At 46.6% G+C, this 16271-nt stretch carries 17 protein-coding genes, 3 tRNA genes and 2 rRNA genes; 2 read left to right on the top strand and 20 right to left on the bottom strand.

What is annotated here, in order from left to right:
* Window positions 1-51: 51 nt before the first annotated feature.
* From H171_RS22905 to H171_RS22880, 6 genes are all read right to left on the bottom strand, one after another.
* Window positions 52-124: transfer RNA gene (locus H171_RS22905), tRNA-Ala, on the bottom strand.
* A gap of 8 nt (window positions 125-132) precedes the next feature.
* A 5S ribosomal RNA gene (gene rrf, locus H171_RS22900) occupies window positions 133-250 on the bottom strand.
* A 96-nt stretch (window positions 251-346) separates the two neighbouring features.
* Window positions 347-1878 (bottom strand): 16S ribosomal RNA (locus H171_RS22895).
* Window positions 1879-2104: 226 nt separating this feature from the next.
* Window positions 2105-2193, bottom strand: a tRNA-Ser gene (locus H171_RS22890).
* A gap of 45 nt (window positions 2194-2238) precedes the next feature.
* Window positions 2239-2324: transfer RNA gene (locus tag H171_RS22885), tRNA-Ser, on the bottom strand.
* Between the two features lie 188 nt (window positions 2325-2512).
* Window positions 2513-2779, bottom strand: coding sequence for a hypothetical protein (locus H171_RS22880; RefSeq protein WP_100307185.1), 267 nt, complete (start codon window positions 2777-2779; stop codon window positions 2513-2515).
* Window positions 2780-3058: 279 nt separating this feature from the next.
* Here H171_RS22880 and H171_RS22875 point away from each other — a divergent pair, with 279 nt between their 5' ends.
* Window positions 3059-3385 carry a helix-turn-helix domain-containing protein gene (locus H171_RS22875; RefSeq protein ID WP_025229960.1) on the top strand — a complete coding sequence of 109 codons (327 nt, stop codon included), beginning with the start codon at window positions 3059-3061 and terminating at the stop codon, window positions 3383-3385.
* Window positions 3386-3412: 27 nt separating this feature from the next.
* Here the strand turns inward: H171_RS22875 and ispD are convergent, their stop codons facing one another.
* The 9 genes from ispD to H171_RS22830 form a co-directional block, all read right to left on the bottom strand.
* The gene (ispD, locus tag H171_RS22870) at window positions 3413-4129 is read right to left on the bottom strand and encodes a 2-C-methyl-D-erythritol 4-phosphate cytidylyltransferase (RefSeq protein ID WP_100307184.1); all 717 of its coding nucleotides are present in this window, start codon (window positions 4127-4129) and stop codon (window positions 3413-3415) included.
* Window positions 4130-4132: 3 nt separating this feature from the next.
* Window positions 4133-5170 (bottom strand): tRNA (adenosine(37)-N6)-threonylcarbamoyltransferase complex transferase subunit TsaD, encoded by a 1038-nt coding sequence (tsaD, locus tag H171_RS22865; RefSeq protein WP_100307183.1) that lies wholly within the window; start codon window positions 5168-5170, stop codon window positions 4133-4135.
* A 10-nt stretch (window positions 5171-5180) separates the two neighbouring features.
* Window positions 5181-6092, bottom strand: a complete 912-nt coding sequence (locus H171_RS22860; RefSeq protein WP_100307182.1) for a ribonuclease Z — start codon at window positions 6090-6092, stop codon at window positions 5181-5183.
* Window positions 6093-6179: 87 nt separating this feature from the next.
* Window positions 6180-6422: a hypothetical protein gene (locus H171_RS22855; RefSeq protein ID WP_025229964.1), complete on the bottom strand. Its 243-nt coding sequence runs from the start codon at window positions 6420-6422 to the stop codon at window positions 6180-6182.
* A gap of 246 nt (window positions 6423-6668) precedes the next feature.
* Window positions 6669-7103 (bottom strand): ribosomal protein S18-alanine N-acetyltransferase, encoded by a 435-nt coding sequence (rimI, locus tag H171_RS22850; RefSeq protein WP_100307181.1) that lies wholly within the window; start codon window positions 7101-7103, stop codon window positions 6669-6671.
* A gap of 93 nt (window positions 7104-7196) precedes the next feature.
* Window positions 7197-7895, bottom strand: coding sequence for a tRNA (adenosine(37)-N6)-threonylcarbamoyltransferase complex dimerization subunit type 1 TsaB (gene tsaB, locus H171_RS22845; protein ID WP_100307180.1), 699 nt, complete (start codon window positions 7893-7895; stop codon window positions 7197-7199).
* A complete protein-coding gene (gene tsaE, locus H171_RS22840) occupies window positions 7896-8321 on the bottom strand; it encodes a tRNA (adenosine(37)-N6)-threonylcarbamoyltransferase complex ATPase subunit type 1 TsaE (protein WP_100307179.1) in 426 nt (141 codons plus the stop codon).
* Between the two features lie 3 nt (window positions 8322-8324).
* Window positions 8325-8831 carry a YcxB family protein gene (locus H171_RS22835; protein ID WP_100307178.1) on the bottom strand — a complete coding sequence of 169 codons (507 nt, stop codon included), beginning with the start codon at window positions 8829-8831 and terminating at the stop codon, window positions 8325-8327.
* A 26-nt stretch (window positions 8832-8857) separates the two neighbouring features.
* Window positions 8858-10999, bottom strand: a complete 2142-nt coding sequence (locus H171_RS22830; protein WP_100307177.1) for a Tex family protein — start codon at window positions 10997-10999, stop codon at window positions 8858-8860.
* Window positions 11000-11197: 198 nt separating this feature from the next.
* Here H171_RS22830 and H171_RS22825 point away from each other — a divergent pair, with 198 nt between their 5' ends.
* Entirely contained in the window at window positions 11198-11590 is a 393-nt protein-coding gene (locus H171_RS22825) for a sodium:solute symporter (RefSeq protein ID WP_100307176.1), read from the top strand.
* 3 nt (window positions 11591-11593) lie between these two features.
* On the opposite strand, the gene H171_RS22820 is transcribed toward H171_RS22825, so the two are convergent.
* The 5 genes from H171_RS22820 to prfB all read right to left on the bottom strand — a co-directional run bounded on the left by H171_RS22820 (window position 11594) and on the right by prfB (window position 16246).
* The gene (locus H171_RS22820; RefSeq protein ID WP_100307175.1) at window positions 11594-11938 is read right to left on the bottom strand and encodes a DUF2752 domain-containing protein; all 345 of its coding nucleotides are present in this window, start codon (window positions 11936-11938) and stop codon (window positions 11594-11596) included.
* A 14-nt stretch (window positions 11939-11952) separates the two neighbouring features.
* Window positions 11953-13161: an aspartate kinase gene (locus H171_RS22815; protein WP_100307174.1), complete on the bottom strand. Its 1209-nt coding sequence runs from the start codon at window positions 13159-13161 to the stop codon at window positions 11953-11955.
* Between the two features lie 64 nt (window positions 13162-13225).
* Window positions 13226-14449, bottom strand: a complete 1224-nt coding sequence (locus H171_RS22810) for a homoserine dehydrogenase (RefSeq protein WP_100307173.1) — start codon at window positions 14447-14449, stop codon at window positions 13226-13228.
* A 78-nt stretch (window positions 14450-14527) separates the two neighbouring features.
* The gene (locus H171_RS22805) at window positions 14528-14971 is read right to left on the bottom strand and encodes an ACT domain-containing protein (RefSeq protein WP_025229974.1); all 444 of its coding nucleotides are present in this window, start codon (window positions 14969-14971) and stop codon (window positions 14528-14530) included.
* A 140-nt stretch (window positions 14972-15111) separates the two neighbouring features.
* A protein-coding gene (gene prfB, locus H171_RS22800; protein WP_100307172.1) for a peptide chain release factor 2 occupies window positions 15112-16246 on the bottom strand; the annotation gives its coding sequence in 2 pieces (ribosomal slippage) (window positions 15112-16170 and window positions 16172-16246; 1134 coding nt in all).
* Between the last annotated feature and the right edge of the window lie 25 nt (window positions 16247-16271).

Below are 16271 nucleotides of genomic sequence, written 5' to 3'. Positions count from 1 at the left end.
CGCGATGCAATCAGAAGCATTTCTATTAACACACTTCGCAATTACACCAAATGGAGATGGAGAGATTCGAACTCTTGACCCCCTGCTTGCAAGGCAGGTGCTCTCCCAACTGAGCTACACCCCCATAAAGTAATCTGGCACCCACCTGCTCTCCCATGCCGTCTCCAGCATAGTACCATCGGCCGCTTAAGTCTTAACCATCGTGTTCGGGATGGGAACGGGTGTCTCCCCTAAGCGCATCGGCACCAGAAATCTTTTGTCTTTCTTGGTGTTTCTTTATTCATTTTTATTTCTTTGAAAACCTAAGACTCAACAGTATATAAAACCCTTACTTCTTCTTCCTTAGAAAGGAGGTGATCCAGCCGCACCTTCCGATACGGCTACCTTGTTACGACTTCACCCCAGTTATCAGTCCCGCCTTCGGCAGCTCCCTCCTTACGGTTGGGTCACTGACTTCGGGCGTTACCAACTCCCATGGTGTGACGGGCGGTGTGTACAAGACCCGGGAACGTATTCACCGCGGCATTCTGATCCGCGATTACTAGCGATTCCAGCTTCATGTAGTCGAGTTGCAGACTACAATCCGAACTGAGACGTTATTTTTGGGGTTTGCTCCAGATCGCTCCTTTGCTTCCCTTTGTTTACGCCATTGTAGCACGTGTGTAGCCCAAATCATAAGGGGCATGATGATTTGACGTCATCCCCACCTTCCTCCAGGTTATCCCTGGCAGTCTCCCCAGAGTGCCCAGCTTTACCTGCTGGCTACTAAGGATAAGGGTTGCGCTCGTTGCGGGACTTAACCCAACATCTCACGACACGAGCTGACGACAACCATGCACCACCTGTCTGGAATGCCCCGAAGGGAAGGGATCGTTACATCCCGGTCATTCCGATGTCAAGACTTGGTAAGGTTCTTCGCGTTGCTTCGAATTAAACCACATGCTCCACCGCTTGTGCGGGTCCCCGTCAATTCCTTTGAGTTTCATTCTTGCGAACGTACTCCCCAGGTGGAATACTTATTGCGTTAGCGGCGGCACCGAAGAGCTTTGCTCCCCAACACCTAGTATTCATCGTTTACGGCGTGGACTACCAGGGTATCTAATCCTGTTTGCTCCCCACGCTTTCGAGCCTCAACGTCAGTTACAGTCCAGTAAGCCGCCTTCGCCACTGGTGTTCCTCCTAATATCTACGCATTTCACCGCTACACTAGGAATTCCACTTACCTCTCCTGCACTCTAGCACCACAGTTTCCAAAGCAGTCCCGGGGTTGAGCCCCGGGCTTTCACTCCAGACTTGCAGTGCCGTCTACGCTCCCTTTACACCCAGTAAATCCGGATAACGCTTGCCCCCTACGTATTACCGCGGCTGCTGGCACGTAGTTAGCCGGGGCTTCTTAGTCAGGTACCGTCATTTTCTTCCCTGCTGATAGAGCTTTACATACCGAAATACTTCTTCACTCACGCGGCGTCGCTGGATCAGGGTTTCCCCCATTGTCCAATATTCCCCACTGCTGCCTCCCGTAGGAGTTTGGGCCGTGTCTCAGTCCCAATGTGGCCGGTCACCCTCTCAGGTCGGCTACTGATCGTCGGCTTGGTGGGCCGTTACCTCACCAACTACCTAATCAGACGCGGGTCCATCTCATACCACCGGAGTTTTTCACACCGTACCATGCGGCACTGTGTGCTTATGCGGTATTAGCAGTCGTTTCCAACTGTTATCCCCCTGTATGAGGCAGGTTACCCACGCGTTACTCACCCGTCCGCCGCTCAGTCAATTTCAATTCCGTCCGAAAACTTCCTTGAAATTGCTTCGCTCGACTTGCATGTGTTAAGCACGCCGCCAGCGTTCATCCTGAGCCAGGATCGAACTCTCAAATTAAATGGTGTTCAATCCGGGGTCAAAATCAACTAACTAGCTAATTTATTTCCCGTTTTACTTGTTGTTTGGTTCGTATACAATTGCTTGTATTCGTTCTGAAATTTTCTCATTCAAAGCCATCAAACATGACTTGTTTTATTAGAATTTTCAGGGTTTTACATACTGTTCAATCTTCTGTTTTCAAAGTGCTGTGCATCTGGCAGAAGGTTCGCTTCCTTGATGCTGACGCAGAAGGAGGGATTTGAACCCTCGCGCCGCTATTAACGGCCTACTCCCTTTCCAGGGGAGCCCCTTCAGCCACTTGGGTACTTCTGCAGTTAGCTGATTCTTTTATGTTATTAGCGGCTAAAAACCTGCCAACGGAGAGGGTGGGATTCGAACCCACGCGCCCTTGCGGACAAACGGTTTTCAAGACCGCCTCGTTATGACCACTTCGATACCTCTCCAAATGTGCTTTTATATTTTAATAGAAGTCCATGCTTTTGTCAAGCACTTTTTTCTATTTTTCCAAATCTCTTGGAGACCAATACTGCTTGTTTTGCTGTACTTATCAGCTGCAACTTGGATAGTTTATCATTGTTTGTTTGTTCTGTCAACACATTTTTACATTTTTTTCAAATTATATTTTTTAGTCTTAAAAATACTCCAAAAGCCGTTGTTTTGCTTCTTCAGCTGTCTTAAAATCTTCTTCTGTGCCTGTCATATAATTGATCGCTTCTTCCCATACTTTTACTGGGTAATCATCTGCCGGTATTTCGGCAATGACGAAGCGGCAGCATCTTTTATAAATACAGTTTCTTAAATCTGAAAGGTACATGCAGCCCGAATTCGCCGCAATCCGGTCCAAAAGCCCAGCCCTGGCATTTTTGTCCCTCTCTCTCCAGTTATCTTCAGTTTTCATCTACCGTACCTTCTTTCATCTATCCTGCCATGGTTTCCGGGCAGAGCACCTTCTTTATCGGGTGTAAAGGTACACCCAAAGAGTGTTACGTCAGATACGGCCGCAGACAATATCTGGCAGCCGTCAACCTGTATGGCAGACTTTTCTGTATAATCATACATTAAATACTTTATATAACTAATAATATTGTAATGAATGCAACATGTCAAGTGATGGATTGCATTATTTACTACATATATTTCATTAAATGCAATACTATGGAATCAGGAGGAGCTACCTATGTATATAGATTTCAATTTTTCAAAACGCCTTTCAGAGCTCAGAGCTCAAAAGGGCGTGTCTGCACGTGATATGAGCCTGTCTCTCGGTCAGAATCCCACATATATCCATAAAATAGAAAATGGACTGGCTCTTCCGTCCATGATGGGTTTTTTCTATATATGTGAGTATCTGGATATCGAGCCATCCGAATTTTTCTCTCACAACATCAGCAGCCCGGCAAAACTAAAAGAACTAATGGAGGATGCACAGCATTTAAACCGGGAGCAGCTTGACCACCTTCATCTGATCGTAAAGGATCTTTTAAAATCAGGAGGAAAAAAATAAAAAGGAAGCTGCACTTACAGCATCCTTTTATTTTTCCAGGTATTTTCTTTTCATCAGAACACCGGCAATTTCCATATCCTCCGGTGTTGTAATCTTTATGTTGGCGTAATTGCCCCGAATTAGTTTCACTTTTTCCTGAGTCATGGTTTCCACCACCATGGCATCATCCGTTACTCCCTCCTGATACTGTTCTGATGACATAAGCTTTTCATATGCTCGAAGTACCAGTTCATATTCAAAGGCCTGAGGAGTCTGAATCAGCCAAAGACTGTTCCGATCCGGAGTCATGGCTGCAAATTCACTTTCGTCAGATATTTTAATGGTATCCTTTACTGGCATCCCTACCGCGCATGCCCTGTACATTCTGGCTGCATCGGAAGCTGCCTCTATGATCTCGACCGTCACGCAGGGCCTGGCCCCGTCATGGATCAGGACATATTCACAGTTGTTAACTGCCTTAAGCCCTTCGTATACGGAATGATACCTTTCCTTTCCTCCTTCAGTAACCGCAGTCACCTTGCTGAAACCATATTTCTCAATGATCTCCTTCCGGCAATAACCGGACTCTCCAAGGCCGGTCACCAGGACGATCTCATCGACCGAACTATTTTCAAAGGCATGAATCGCATAATACAGCAGAGGTTTCCCATAGAGCTCCAGGTACTGCTTATGCACCTGGCTTCCCATGCGTGTTCCTTTTCCTGCCGCCAATATGACTGCTGCCGTTCTCCCCCTGCTCTCCATCCATCACCTCTCACCCAGTTTTAAATTGGGAACTGCATTTAAATCCCAACCGGCCCTCGCTCCATTGATATACTCGTAATAAGCCGCTGTGCCGATCATGGCGGCGTTATCTGTGCAGTAAATGGGTGACGGATAATAAAAGGCAATGCCGGCTTTTTCACATGCAAGGCCCATCTCTTTCCGAAGGGCAGAATTGGAAGCCACACCACCGGCTATGGCAATCTTATTAAATCCATATTCCTTTGCCGCATCCACCGTATGACTCACCAGTACATCCACGACCGCATTTTGGAAGGAAGCTGCTAAATCTGCTACATTAATTTCCTCTCCCAACATACCCGCATGGTTGATATGGTTTAATACCGCTGACTTCAGGCCGCTGAAGCTGAAATCATAAATGTTCCCTTCCACCTTTGCCCGAGGGAACTTGATGGCATGGGCATTTCCTTCCTTTGCCGCATGATCAATCTTCGGACCTCCCGGGTACCCAAGGCCCACTGCTCTTGCCACCTTGTCAAATGCCTCTCCTGCCGCATCATCCCTGGTACGGCCCAGAATTTCAAATTCACCGTAATCCTTTACAATAACAAGATGAGTATGGCCGCCGGATACGATCAAACATAAAAAAGGCGGCTCCAGATCCGGATGTTCAATAAAGTTAGCTGATACATGTCCTTCAATATGATGGACACCCACTAACGGCTTACCTGCTGCATAGGCAATGGCTTTTGCCTCTGCAACGCCTACAAGAAGCGCTCCCACCAGGCCTGGACCATACGTTACGCCAATGGCATCCATATCATCCAGACTCAGCCCTGTCTCCAGAAGGGCTGCTTCTACGACCTGGTTTATCTTTTCAATATGCTTTCTGGATGCGATTTCCGGTACAACACCCCCGTATAATGTATGAAGGGCAATCTGAGAGGAGATCACATTGGAAAGAATCTCTCTTCCGTTCTTTACAACGGCAGCCGCCGTCTCGTCACAGGAACTTTCAATCGCTAGTATATAGACATCTTCCTCTGTATGATTCTTTTTCATCGCTGCTCCCTCACTCCTCATCAAATTCCAATTCCAGGGTCCAGGCATCTTTTGCCACTTTGGTACGAGGGAAAATTTCCCGGACTTTTTCCAAATATTCTTCTGGTCTGGTAAGAGAGGGACTGTAATGAGTCAGCCACATCTGTTTGGGCTTGGCTTCCTTTGCCAGTCTGGCAGCCTCATAAAAGGTCATATGCTTATACTCTCTGGCTTTTGCTTCTTTCCCTTCCTCTCCATACATACCTTCGCAGATAAAAAGATCCGCCTCCCTTGCGTACTCCGCAATTACAGGAACCGGCCTTGTATCCGTACAATAGGTCACCTTAAGCCCCCGTCTTGCCGGACCTAAGACCATATCAGGAGTCAGAGTTCTTCCGACCTCTTCAATGGTTTCCCCTTTTTGCAGGCGGCTCCAGAATTTCTGGGGTATTCCTGCGGCAATGGCCCGGTCCACATCGAACCGGCCTGTCCTTGGAATGGAAATGGAATAGCCATAGCAGACAACATTGTGGTTTACCCGGTAAGCATCGATTATATAAGGGCCGATCTTTACCTGTTCCCTGTTCTGTTCAAGCTCAATGAATTTCAGTTCAAAGGGCAGCTCCGGCGCAATGGTCCTCAGCGCTCCCACTACACGCTCTAAGCCCTTTGGCCCAATAAGAGTCAAAGGTTCCGTCCTTTCCGCATTGCCCATGGTCAGGAGAAGCCCCGGAAGACCACTGATATGGTCGGCGTGAAAATGGGTAAAACAAATGATGTCAATGGGTTTCGGGCTCCAGCCCTTTTCTTTTAACGCAATCTGGGTTCCTTCCCCGCAGTCAATGAGAAGATCACTGCCACCGCATCTGGCCATCATGGCTGTCAGCCATCGGTATGGCAGAGGCATCATTCCTCCGGTTCCCAGCAAACATATATCCAACATAAAATATCCTCGCTTTGGTTTCTATCAATGAACAGCGGTAAAAAACCGCCTCATAAAATCATATCACAAAGCAGAGGCAATTAGCAACTATAAATATTCCAGCTGTTCTTCTACCTCCACAGGAATCTTGAATTCCTGAATCATAGTATCGTAACAGTCCTCACACAGATCAAAATGATGGATCTCACCATCCTTCTCGGAGAAAAAGTCCCAGGAATGATTGACGCTTATTACCCCCTCCCTGGCAACACCTTCTGACACGATAATTTTTTTGCCACAGCAGTTGCACACAACTGTTTCAAGCTGACCACCGTTTTTGTACTTTCTCATCTTCCTCTCACCTTTCCATTTTTCTGCCCATGCTTTTTGGGCATATAGGGATACCTGTAGGGTGCTTCCACTTATTCGCCCTGTTTATAGGACATAAAGGGATACCCGTAGGGTATTTCCTTTTTCGCACTTACCAGTCAGGCCCTGTTTCCGTTTTGCGTCTTCCGAAAACAGGAAAAAGGGCATCCTCACTGGATACCCCTACATTATAAACGGTGATTCCCCTTATTTTTAGTGGTAAATGTTTCATATCCGGCGGTTCCACATAATGATTGCATTTTCACAGGGATTAAGGTAATAATTTTTCCGGATGGTTTCCTCTTGAAAACCATAGTATCTATAAAGGTTTCTGGCCTTTTTATTGCTTTCCCGGACCTCTAAAGACAGGGATTTTACTCCATTTTTAATGGAAGATTCCACCAGTCGGTCCATAAGTTTCTTAGATAGGCCCCTCCCCCTGTACGCTGGCAAAACGGCAATCCGAAGCAGCTCTCCTTCCCCGGCAATGACCCGGAAGACGCAGTACCCTAAAATGTTCCCTTCTTCTTCCAGCACCAGCCAGGTATCGAGGCTGCTTTCTAAGCCTTCTTTGACTGTATTAAGAGACCATGGATCCGAAAAGCAAAGCTGTTCTATTTCAGCGACTCCGGATACATCCGACTGTCTCATTTCATGAACCATTGGCTTCTCCCCCTTTCATGGAAGTCCGATTCACCTGACGGTTCATCGAACGGCTATTTTTCTAAATTCAAGCCACGCTTACGCTTGCTTTCATTAAGAAAAATGTGCCTCCCGCTCCCGCTCCGCCTGGGGCTTTCTTAAATAATCAGGGGAATGCTCCGCTGCCGTAATGGTTTTTCCCTCTTCATAATAAAGGCTACCTATAGCTGCAACCGCTGCTGCCCGCTGCCGGTTCAAATGGGCCGGTGCAAAGAGGAAGGGAACCGTTATCTTTTCTTGTATCTGCTGTTTGTATACAGGAACTCCGTCTCCTAAAAAAATTACCTTTTGTCCGGCTGCATTTAATTCTTCTACCAATTCTAAAATGTCCATAGCGCATTGTTCCTTAATCACGGAAAAACCGTTCTGGTTATCGTATATGCCAGTATATACCTGATTTCTTCTGGCATCCATGATGGGGCAGACAAGATAGGCACTGCCGTATAAGTTATAAGCCATGGCATCAACGGTAGGAACGGAAACCAAGGGTTTTTTCAAAGCCAGGCCAAGGCCCTTGCCAGTCGCGGAGCCGATCCGCAGCCCGGTAAAGGAACCAGGACCACCGGAAACCGCAATGGCATCAATGGTTTCCAAATCCAGTTCCACCATCTTTACAATTTCATCCAGCATAGGAAGAAGGGTCTGGGAATGGGTTCTCTTAAAATTAACCGTATATTCCGCAGTCAGTACCTCGTCCTCCACCACGGCAACGGAAGCCACCAAAGACGAGCTTTCAATTCCAAGTATCCTCATTTACATTCCCTCCACAGTTATTTTCCTGTAATCAAACCCTTTTTCCAAATCCTTTTCAATGGTTATGGTTATTACATGGTCAGGAAGAAGCTCTTTAATCAAGTTCGACCATTCAATAAGGCTTACTCCCTCCCCGTAAAAGCAGTCTTCATAACCGATCTCATCCATCTCACTGACATCACCGATCCGGTATACATCGAAATGGTAAAAAGGCAGCCGTCCATCCTCATACTGGTTCACAATGGTAAAGGTAGGACTGTTAACGGGCTCCCTGATCCCAAGGCCTGATGCAAACCCCTGGGTGAATACGGTCTTTCCCACTCCCAAATCACCATTTAAGCAGTATACGTCAGAGGGCTTTGCTTCCTCTCCCAGTTTTTTCCCAAATTCATAGGTTTCTTCTGGCTTCCAGCTTTCTATTACCATAATTTATATCCTCTTTCGCCTTTCAGGAGGCAGTTTTTCTTTGATAAGCCCACGGATGGCCGTCTTCTTTTCTCCGGTAACGGAATCAGGCAGCAGATAGGCATGAACCCGGTCCATATACAGGATCATCATATCCCTTATACGGTCCACCTTTCCAATGTTTTCCCAGGCAATTTCCAGGCTTTCCTCTCCCTGGGAAACCAGGATTCCATTCTCATCGAAAGTGAGAGTCATGACATTCTGAATCGCGGGAGTCTTTGCCTGCCTAAGAGCCTTTAAATAAAGAATACCAGGCTGCCAGACTGTAAACATCAGGGCGCAAACGATTAGCAGCACCCGGTATGAGGTGGAATTGGAACTCCATGTGGTAATCAGGAGAAAAACAGCAGCAGCACTGAAAATAATATTAAAAAGCCCCTGCAACCCCTGATAGGAATGGTACATGGAAAACTTCCACAAATCCTTTGTGGTCAATTTTACTTCTATAACAATCGGATCTTTCTCTTCCACGTTTTCTCCTTTCTGAACCCCTTGGCCTATAGCTTCATAGTCAGGGCGATTCTCTTCTTCTGAACATCCACGCTTATGACTTTAACTTCAACGATATCTCCCACGCTCACCGCCTCCAGGGGATGCTTGATGAATTTATCGGACATCTGGGAGATGTGTACAAGGCCATCCTGGTGAACACCAATATCTACAAAGGCACCGAAATCAATTACATTTCTTACGGTTCCCTTTAATACCATGCCTGGCTGCAAATCCTTCATGTCCATCACATCGGTACGGAGAATGGGGGCAGGCATCTGGTCTCTGGGATCCCTTGCCGGTTTTTCCAGCTCTTTTACAATATCCCGCAGCGTGATCTCTCCGATTTCCAGCTGGGCCGCCAGCGCTTTATAATCCAGAATTTTTTTACCGATTCCATTTAAGCCTCCATGAGCCAGTTCTGTCAAATCATAGCCAAGCTTTGTCAAAAGCTTTTTTGCTGCATCGTAGGTTTCAGGGTGAACACTGGTTCCGTCTAAGGGATTCTTTCCTCCCTGGATCCTCATAAAGCCTGCACACTGTTCATATGCCTTTGGCCCAAGCTTTGGAACCTTTAAGAGCTGGTTTCTGCCGGCAAAGGCACCGTTTTCTTCACGGTAAACTACAATATTCTTTGCGATGGGCTTTGAAATGCCGGATATATATTCCAGCAGGGAAGCTGAAGCTGTATTTAAATCCACTCCCACTTTGTTTACACAGTCCTCTACCACGCCCTGAAGGGCCTCGCTTAAATGTTTCTGGTTCATATCATGCTGGTACTGGCCTACCCCAATGGATTTGGGGTCGATCTTCACAAGTTCTGCGAGAGGATCCTGCAGCCTTCTTGCAATGGAGGCGGCGCTCCTCTGACCTACGTCAAATTCAGGAAATTCTTCCGTGGCAAGCTTGCTGGCAGAATAAACAGAGGCCCCTGCCTCATTTACAATGATATACTGAACCTGCTCCGGGATCTCCTTTAACAATTCTACGATAACTGCTTCCGATTCCCTGGATGCGGTTCCGTTTCCAACGGAAATCAGGGATATATGGTATTTTTTGATCAGCTTCTTTAAAACGGATTTTGCTTCCTCCACCTTGTTCTGGGGTGCTGTGGGATAAATGACTATGGTATCAAGGACTTTACCTGTCTCATCCACAACAGCCAGCTTACACCCGGTTCGAAATGCCGGGTCCCAGCCCAGGACCACTCGTCCTGCAATGGGTGGCTGCATTAAAAGCTGCTCTAAGTTTTTGCCGAACACCCGGATCGCTCCAGCCTCTGCCTGCTCTGTCAAAGAGTTTCTTACCTCACGCTCAATGGCCGGTGCAATGAGGCGGTCATAGCTGTCTGCGATTACCTCTTTCAGGACAGTCGTTGTGTAAGGGTTGTCCTTTACAATCACCTGCTTTTCAAGAAACCGTATAATCTGCTCTACAGGTGCAAGTATTTTTACCGTAAGGATCTTCTCTTTTTCCCCGCGGTTTAAAGCCAGGATCCTGTGGCCTGCAGATTTTTTAATGGTTTCCTCATAATTGTAATACATTTCATATACGGATTCTGCCTCTTCATCCTTTGCTGAAGACTGAAGGCTTCCCTGGTTTACAGTGGCATTCCGGATATAGGTGCGGTATTCCGCGTTGTCAGAAATCCGCTCTGCCAGGATGTCCTTTGCTCCATTTATGGCTTCCTCCGTGGAAGAAACGCCCGTTTCTTCAGAAACATACTCCAGTCCTACCTCTGTTAAAGGTGTCTTTATCATCTGAAGCATGATTAAATCCGCGAGGGGTTCCAGCCCCTTCTCCTTTGCAATGGTCGCTCTTGTTCTTCTCTTTGGCTTATAGGGACGGTATAAATCCTCCACAGCTACCAGAGTCTGGGCTTCTATTATCTTTTTTTCCAGTTCCGGCGTCAGCTTCTCCTGCTCCCTGATGGAAGAAAGAACCTGTTCCTTCCGCTCTTCTAAATTCCGCAGATAGCGGAGCCTTTCGTCCAGGTTACGCAGAACCTCATCATCTAAGGAACCGGTGACCTCCTTCCGGTATCTTGCAATAAACGGAATGGTGTTCCCTTCGTCAATGAGCTTTACTGCCGCTTCTACCTGTCCGCGGTTAATGGAAAGCTCTTCTTGTAATGCCTTTATTATGTCCATGGTGATCCCCTTATTTTTTCATAATTTGTATCGTAATAAATTTTCGTTCAGCCTATATTCAATTTACTATTATAATTCATCAGCCTTCCTTATGCAAGACCCGTCTGGACATGCAGGCCTTTTCGTGCTACAATCATACAATAGTGTGGTTAATAACCATTTTTTTGTTTTCACAATATTAAACGAGGTAAATTACGAATGGAAGAAAACCATAACAGCAACAACGGGATGCTGCCCCAGATCCGTCCGACAGGTTCCCTTCTGGCCTTCTGGTCCGTTCTTCTTGGCGGCATTGGACTTGCCAGCGACTGTCTTCCCCTATTCAGTATCTGGAGTCTGCCTGCAGGCCTGTTTCTTGGCCTGGTCGGCATCGCATGCGCTGTGCTCTCCAAACAGGGAAAACCGTTTACTCAACAGGCCCAGCTTGGCCTGATCCTGTCTATTATTTCCACGGTCTGCGGCCTTATGATGGCATTGTTTATTATTTTTGTATATGATACTATGGACACCAACACGCCTTTGGGCCATTATTTCAGACAGGTTTTTGAGACTGCCTCTCAGGCTCTTACATCCTCCCCTTCCGGAGAATAGGGCCTATTTGATAACAGGCAGCAGATCTATCCCCTTTATGATCAGCATATAATTCTTGAAAATCCAATTGGCTGCAACAATAGCCGCTCCTGCCAGGATCAGTATCCTGGCTCTTTTTTTATGTTCAAAGAGAGACTTCCGCCCTTTAACGGCCCATAAGATCATTTCAAAAAACAGCACGAGAACAGCATAAAGGACCAGCGGATGATACTGAAAACTCATACGCAGGTCCCCTCGCAGCAATGACCGGACGGCCCGGGTTCCCCCACAGCCCGGACAATAAAGTCCGGTCAGGGAATGGAACAGACAGGGAAGCCCGAGGCCAAATATTCTTTTTAACCAGTTCATTTTTTCACCTTAGTTTAATCCGCCAGATCAAAGGCATCATGGACGGTCCTCATAGCACGGTTTACATCCGCTTCATCGATTAAAACCGTTATCCGTATTTCAGAGGTGGCGATCATCTTAATATTCACATTGACACTGGAAAGAGCTTCAAACATTTTTGCTGCCACTCCAGGATTGCCTGTCATCCCTGCGCCGATAATGGAAATCTTAGCTACGCCTTCCTCACACGTCACATCCTGGGCGGTGATAGAGTCCTTATTTCCTATTAGAAGATCCATGGTATCCTTTAAATCAGTTTTTGCTACCGTAAAGGAAATGTCCTTTCTTTCTTCCCGTCCGATGGACTGAATGATAATATCTACATTGATATTATGCCTTGCCAGGAGATTAAAGATCTTAAAAGCAATTCCCGGCGTATTTTTGACCCCGATTACTGAAATACGGGCTACATTCTTATCCGCGGCAACACCGCTAACCAGCATTCTTTCCAATTTTGTTTCCTCCTTGACGACTGTACCTTCTGCCCTGGTCAGACTTGACAGAACAACCAACTGAACTCCATAACGCTTTGCCATCTCCACAGACCGGTTATGGAGCACTTTTGCTCCAAGGGAAGCGAATTCCAGCATTTCATCATAAGAAACCTCAGGGAGCTTTCGAGCGTTTGGAACGATGTGGGGATCTGCTGTGTATACTCCATCCACATCTGTATAAATCTCGCATGCGTCTGCATGAAGGGCGGCTGCAAGGGCTACGGCCGTTGTATCTGAGCCTCCCCGTCCAAGTGTTGTTAAGTCTTCGTACTTATTAACCCCCTGAAAGCCTGTGACAATCACAATTTTCCTGGCCTCCAGTTCATGCCGTATGCGTTCCGTATCGATCCGCTTTAATTTGGCCGTTCCGTAGGCAGAGGTGGTGTGCATGGCCACCTGAGCCGCATTTAAAGAAACGGCCGGAACTCCCAAAGAATTCATTGCCATAGCCATAAGGGCCACACTGACCTGTTCCCCGGTGGCTAACAGCATATCCAGTTCTCTCTTAGGAGGGTTGGGATTTATCTCAAGGGCCTTTGCAATGAGACCATCCGTTGTCTTTCCCATAGCGGACAACACCACTACCACCTGATTGCCTTTTTCATATTCCTCAATGCAGCGTTTTGCCACATTAAAAATTCTTTCTTTGTCTGCGACGGAGCTACCGCCAAATTTTTTCACTACTAACATTGATGCCTCCTGGCGAAAAGTCAAGCAGATATTCTGATCCGCTTTGCTGTATGCTCATAACCTGTTACACCGTTACTAATTCTGCGCGGATGCGCTGCCTGATTCCCGGCAGCTTTTTCGCTTTTATTTCGTATTCTTCTTCGGTCATAGTTTCCGTAAGGACGGCAAATTCGTCCATATGGTCCAGTTCCACCACATCCACCTTGCCGAATACTGCCTCCACTTCTTTCACACGTTTATCAGCAATTCCTTTGATCCTCACAAAATAGCGGAAGGAGCTGCTGCTCATGGAAGAAATGGTAAGATTTTCCCTATCCCAGCCCATTTCCACATGTTGGCCTTGATTATTCAGGGCTTCAATAATATCCGCTACCACAGCGCTTGCTGTTGGAAGCTTACCGGCCCCGCAACCATAAAACATGGACGTGCCCAACATGTTTCCTTTTACCAGAATGCCGTTATAAACATCATTTACGGAATATAACGGATGATCTTTTCCAATCATGACCGGGGCTACAAATGCATGGACAGTTCCGTCCTGGATCCTGCTGGAGCCAAACAGCTTTACAGAGGTTCCCATAGCATCGGCATAGCGGAAATCCACATCCGTTATTTTTGTTATCCCTTCTGTATAAATATGCTCGTAATTAACCTCGTGTCCCGTTGCCATTGCCGTCAAGATGGCAATCTTTCGACAGGTATCGTGCCCGTCCACATCGGCTTCCGGATTCCGTTCCGCGTAACCAAGGTCCTGAGCCTCTCGTAAGGCCGTTTCAAAGGTTTCGCCTGCTTTGTTCATTTTTGTCAGAATAAAGTTGGTGGTTCCATTTAAAATACCGGTGATCTCTTCAACCACCTCACCTGCAAGGGAAGTATACAGAGGGCGTATGACAGGAATACCACCGCCTACACTTGCCTCGAAGAAAAAATTCACATGATGCTCTTTTGCAATTTCCAAAAGTTCCGTGCCGTATGCCGCCACCAGAGCCTTATTGGAGGTGGCCACATGCTTGCCTGCCTTTAAACACGCCTTCACAAAGGGATAAGCAGGATTTAGTCCTCCCATGGTCTCAACCACCATGGACACTGACTCATCCTTTTCAATGACGGAAAAGTCATGAACGATCTTATCTTCTGCAGGATCTCCCGGAAATTCCCTTAAATCCAGGACATACTTTACATCTACTTCATCGCCTACCCTTTTGGCAATTATCTCTTTGTTTCTTTCCAAAACCTCTACCACACCTGATCCAATGGTGCCATAGCCCATAACTGCAATATGTCTCATATTATCCTCCGGCAACTCGCTTTCGTATTATTTTTCAAGGAAGTTCAATTTGTCATTCAGCTCATCGAACGGCCGCCTCTACTCCCTGGCTAAAATTTTAACGTAGTGGACTCCATTTTTTTCTTCTATTTCCTCCACCATTTTTGAAACATTGCCGGTGGTCTCAAGAACTTCCACGCTTAATGTCAAGGTGGCAACTCCATTGACCGGAATGCTCTGGTGTATGGTTAGGATATTGGCGCGGTACACAGCAACCACATGAAGCAGATCGGACAGCAAGCCTGGTTCGTCATCCATCTGCATCACAAGTGTAATGGTCTTCCCTTTCGTATTATCATAAAAAGGAAAGATATCATCCTTATACTTATAAAAAGAGCTGCGGCTGATCCCGACCCGGTCAGTTGCCTCCTGTACGGTAATAACGCGCTCCGATTCCAACAGCTTTTTTGCTTCAACTACTTTCAGCAATACTTCAGGTACAGCCTTTTGCTTTACCACAAAATATTTACTCTTTTCTTCCATAATAAAAATATCTTCCCTTCTGTGTCCGCATCGGAAATACATCTGTGCTCATAGGGAAGATATTATCATATTTAGGCAGGGTATGCAACTATTTTTCTATTTATTTTCTTCGGTTTTTAAAAAAATACAGGAAAAATCCTCTATTCAGCGCTGCTTTCCCCGGACTTCGCCCCAGTACTCAGCCAGCGCAAATAGGCGTACATGAACTGATCCAAAGAGCCGTCCAGAACGCTTCCTACATTACCGGTTTCTGCATTGGTCCTGTGATCCTTGACCATGGTATAAGGTTGAAGGACATAGGAACGGATCTGGTTTCCCCAGCCAATCTCTGTCACATCGCCCCGGATTCCGGATAATTTCTCCGCATTTTCCTGCTGCTTCAGCATATAAAGCTTTGCCTTTAACATCTGCATGGCTTTGTCCTTGTTCTGGAACTGGGAACGTTCATTCTGGCACTGGACCACAATTCCGGTAGGAAGGTGAGTGATGCGGATAGCTGAGGAAGTTTTGTTGATATGCTGTCCTCCCGCACCGCTGGAGCGGTAGGTATCGATGCGAAGGTCCTCATCGTTGATCTCCACATCCAGGTCCTCTTCAATATCTGGCATAACATCACAGGATACAAAGGAGGTCTGGCGTTTGCCTGCAGCATTAAACGGAGAGATGCGCACCAGGCGGTGAACTCCCTTCTCCGATTTCAAATACCCAAAGGCATTGGGCCCGTTGATCTGAACCGTAACGGATTTAATGCCCGCTTCTTCCCCGTCAAGGTAATCCAGGACTTCTAAGGAAAAGCCTTTTTTCTCCGCCCACCGGCAGAACATGCGGTAAAGCATGCCGCACCAGTCACAGGATTCGGTTCCTCCTGCGCCTGCGTTAAGCTTTAAAATGGCATTGTCGCTGTCGTACTCTCCGGACAGCAGAGTGTTGATGCGCATGTTCTCCAGTTTTTCTTTAAAATGGTTTAACATCTCTTCCACTTCCGGAACCAGGGAGGGATCATTCTCCTCATTTCCCATTTCGATCATTACGCCAATGTCTTCATACTGCTGCTCTAAGTCCTTATAGGACTGAACGGTATCTTTTAAATTCTTTGCAAGCTGTACAATCTTTGCCGACTTTTCAGGATCCTCCCAAAAGCCAGGTTCCTCCATGGATTTGTCCAGCTCATCGATTCTCTTTAACTTATTATCTAAGTCAAAGTGAATCCCTCACTTCCACTAATGGTTTTTCAAACGTTGATAATTCGTATTTGTACTGGTCTAACTCTACCACTGTGTCACCCACTTTCTGAATTTAA

Source organism: [Clostridium] celerecrescens 18A (assembly GCF_002797975.1).
GTDB lineage: Bacteria > Bacillota > Clostridia > Lachnospirales > Lachnospiraceae > Lacrimispora > Lacrimispora celerecrescens.
This window is presented reverse-complemented; position numbering and strand designations above follow the sequence as displayed.

Excerpts from the sequence above, each read along its gene's own strand:
- H171_RS22805 (WP_025229974.1), bottom strand. The coding sequence starts at position 14,971 with ATGGAAGAAAAGAGTAAATATTTTGTGGTAAAGCAAAAGGCTGTACCT.
- tsaB (WP_100307180.1), bottom strand. The coding sequence starts at position 7,895 with ATGAGGATACTTGGAATTGAAAGCTCGTCTTTGGTGGCTTCCGTTGCC.
- H171_RS22825 (WP_100307176.1), top strand. The coding sequence starts at position 11,198 with ATGGAAGAAAACCATAACAGCAACAACGGGATGCTGCCCCAGATCCGT.
- tsaD (WP_100307183.1), bottom strand. The coding sequence starts at position 5,170 with ATGAAAAAGAATCATACAGAGGAAGATGTCTATATACTAGCGATTGAA.
- H171_RS22860 (WP_100307182.1), bottom strand. The coding sequence starts at position 6,092 with ATGTTGGATATATGTTTGCTGGGAACCGGAGGAATGATGCCTCTGCCA.
- rimI (WP_100307181.1), bottom strand. The coding sequence starts at position 7,103 with ATGGTTCATGAAATGAGACAGTCGGATGTATCCGGAGTCGCTGAAATA.
- H171_RS22810 (WP_100307173.1), bottom strand. The coding sequence starts at position 14,449 with ATGAGACATATTGCAGTTATGGGCTATGGCACCATTGGATCAGGTGTG.
- H171_RS22875 (WP_025229960.1), top strand. The coding sequence starts at position 3,059 with ATGTATATAGATTTCAATTTTTCAAAACGCCTTTCAGAGCTCAGAGCT.
- H171_RS22830 (WP_100307177.1), bottom strand. The coding sequence starts at position 10,999 with ATGGACATAATAAAGGCATTACAAGAAGAGCTTTCCATTAACCGCGGA.
- H171_RS22820 (WP_100307175.1), bottom strand. The coding sequence starts at position 11,938 with ATGAACTGGTTAAAAAGAATATTTGGCCTCGGGCTTCCCTGTCTGTTC.
- tsaE (WP_100307179.1), bottom strand. The coding sequence starts at position 8,321 with ATGGTAATAGAAAGCTGGAAGCCAGAAGAAACCTATGAATTTGGGAAA.
- ispD (WP_100307184.1), bottom strand. The coding sequence starts at position 4,129 with ATGGAGAGCAGGGGGAGAACGGCAGCAGTCATATTGGCGGCAGGAAAA.
- H171_RS22815 (WP_100307174.1), bottom strand. The coding sequence starts at position 13,161 with ATGTTAGTAGTGAAAAAATTTGGCGGTAGCTCCGTCGCAGACAAAGAA.
- H171_RS22880 (WP_100307185.1), bottom strand. The coding sequence starts at position 2,779 with ATGAAAACTGAAGATAACTGGAGAGAGAGGGACAAAAATGCCAGGGCT.
- H171_RS22855 (WP_025229964.1), bottom strand. The coding sequence starts at position 6,422 with ATGAGAAAGTACAAAAACGGTGGTCAGCTTGAAACAGTTGTGTGCAAC.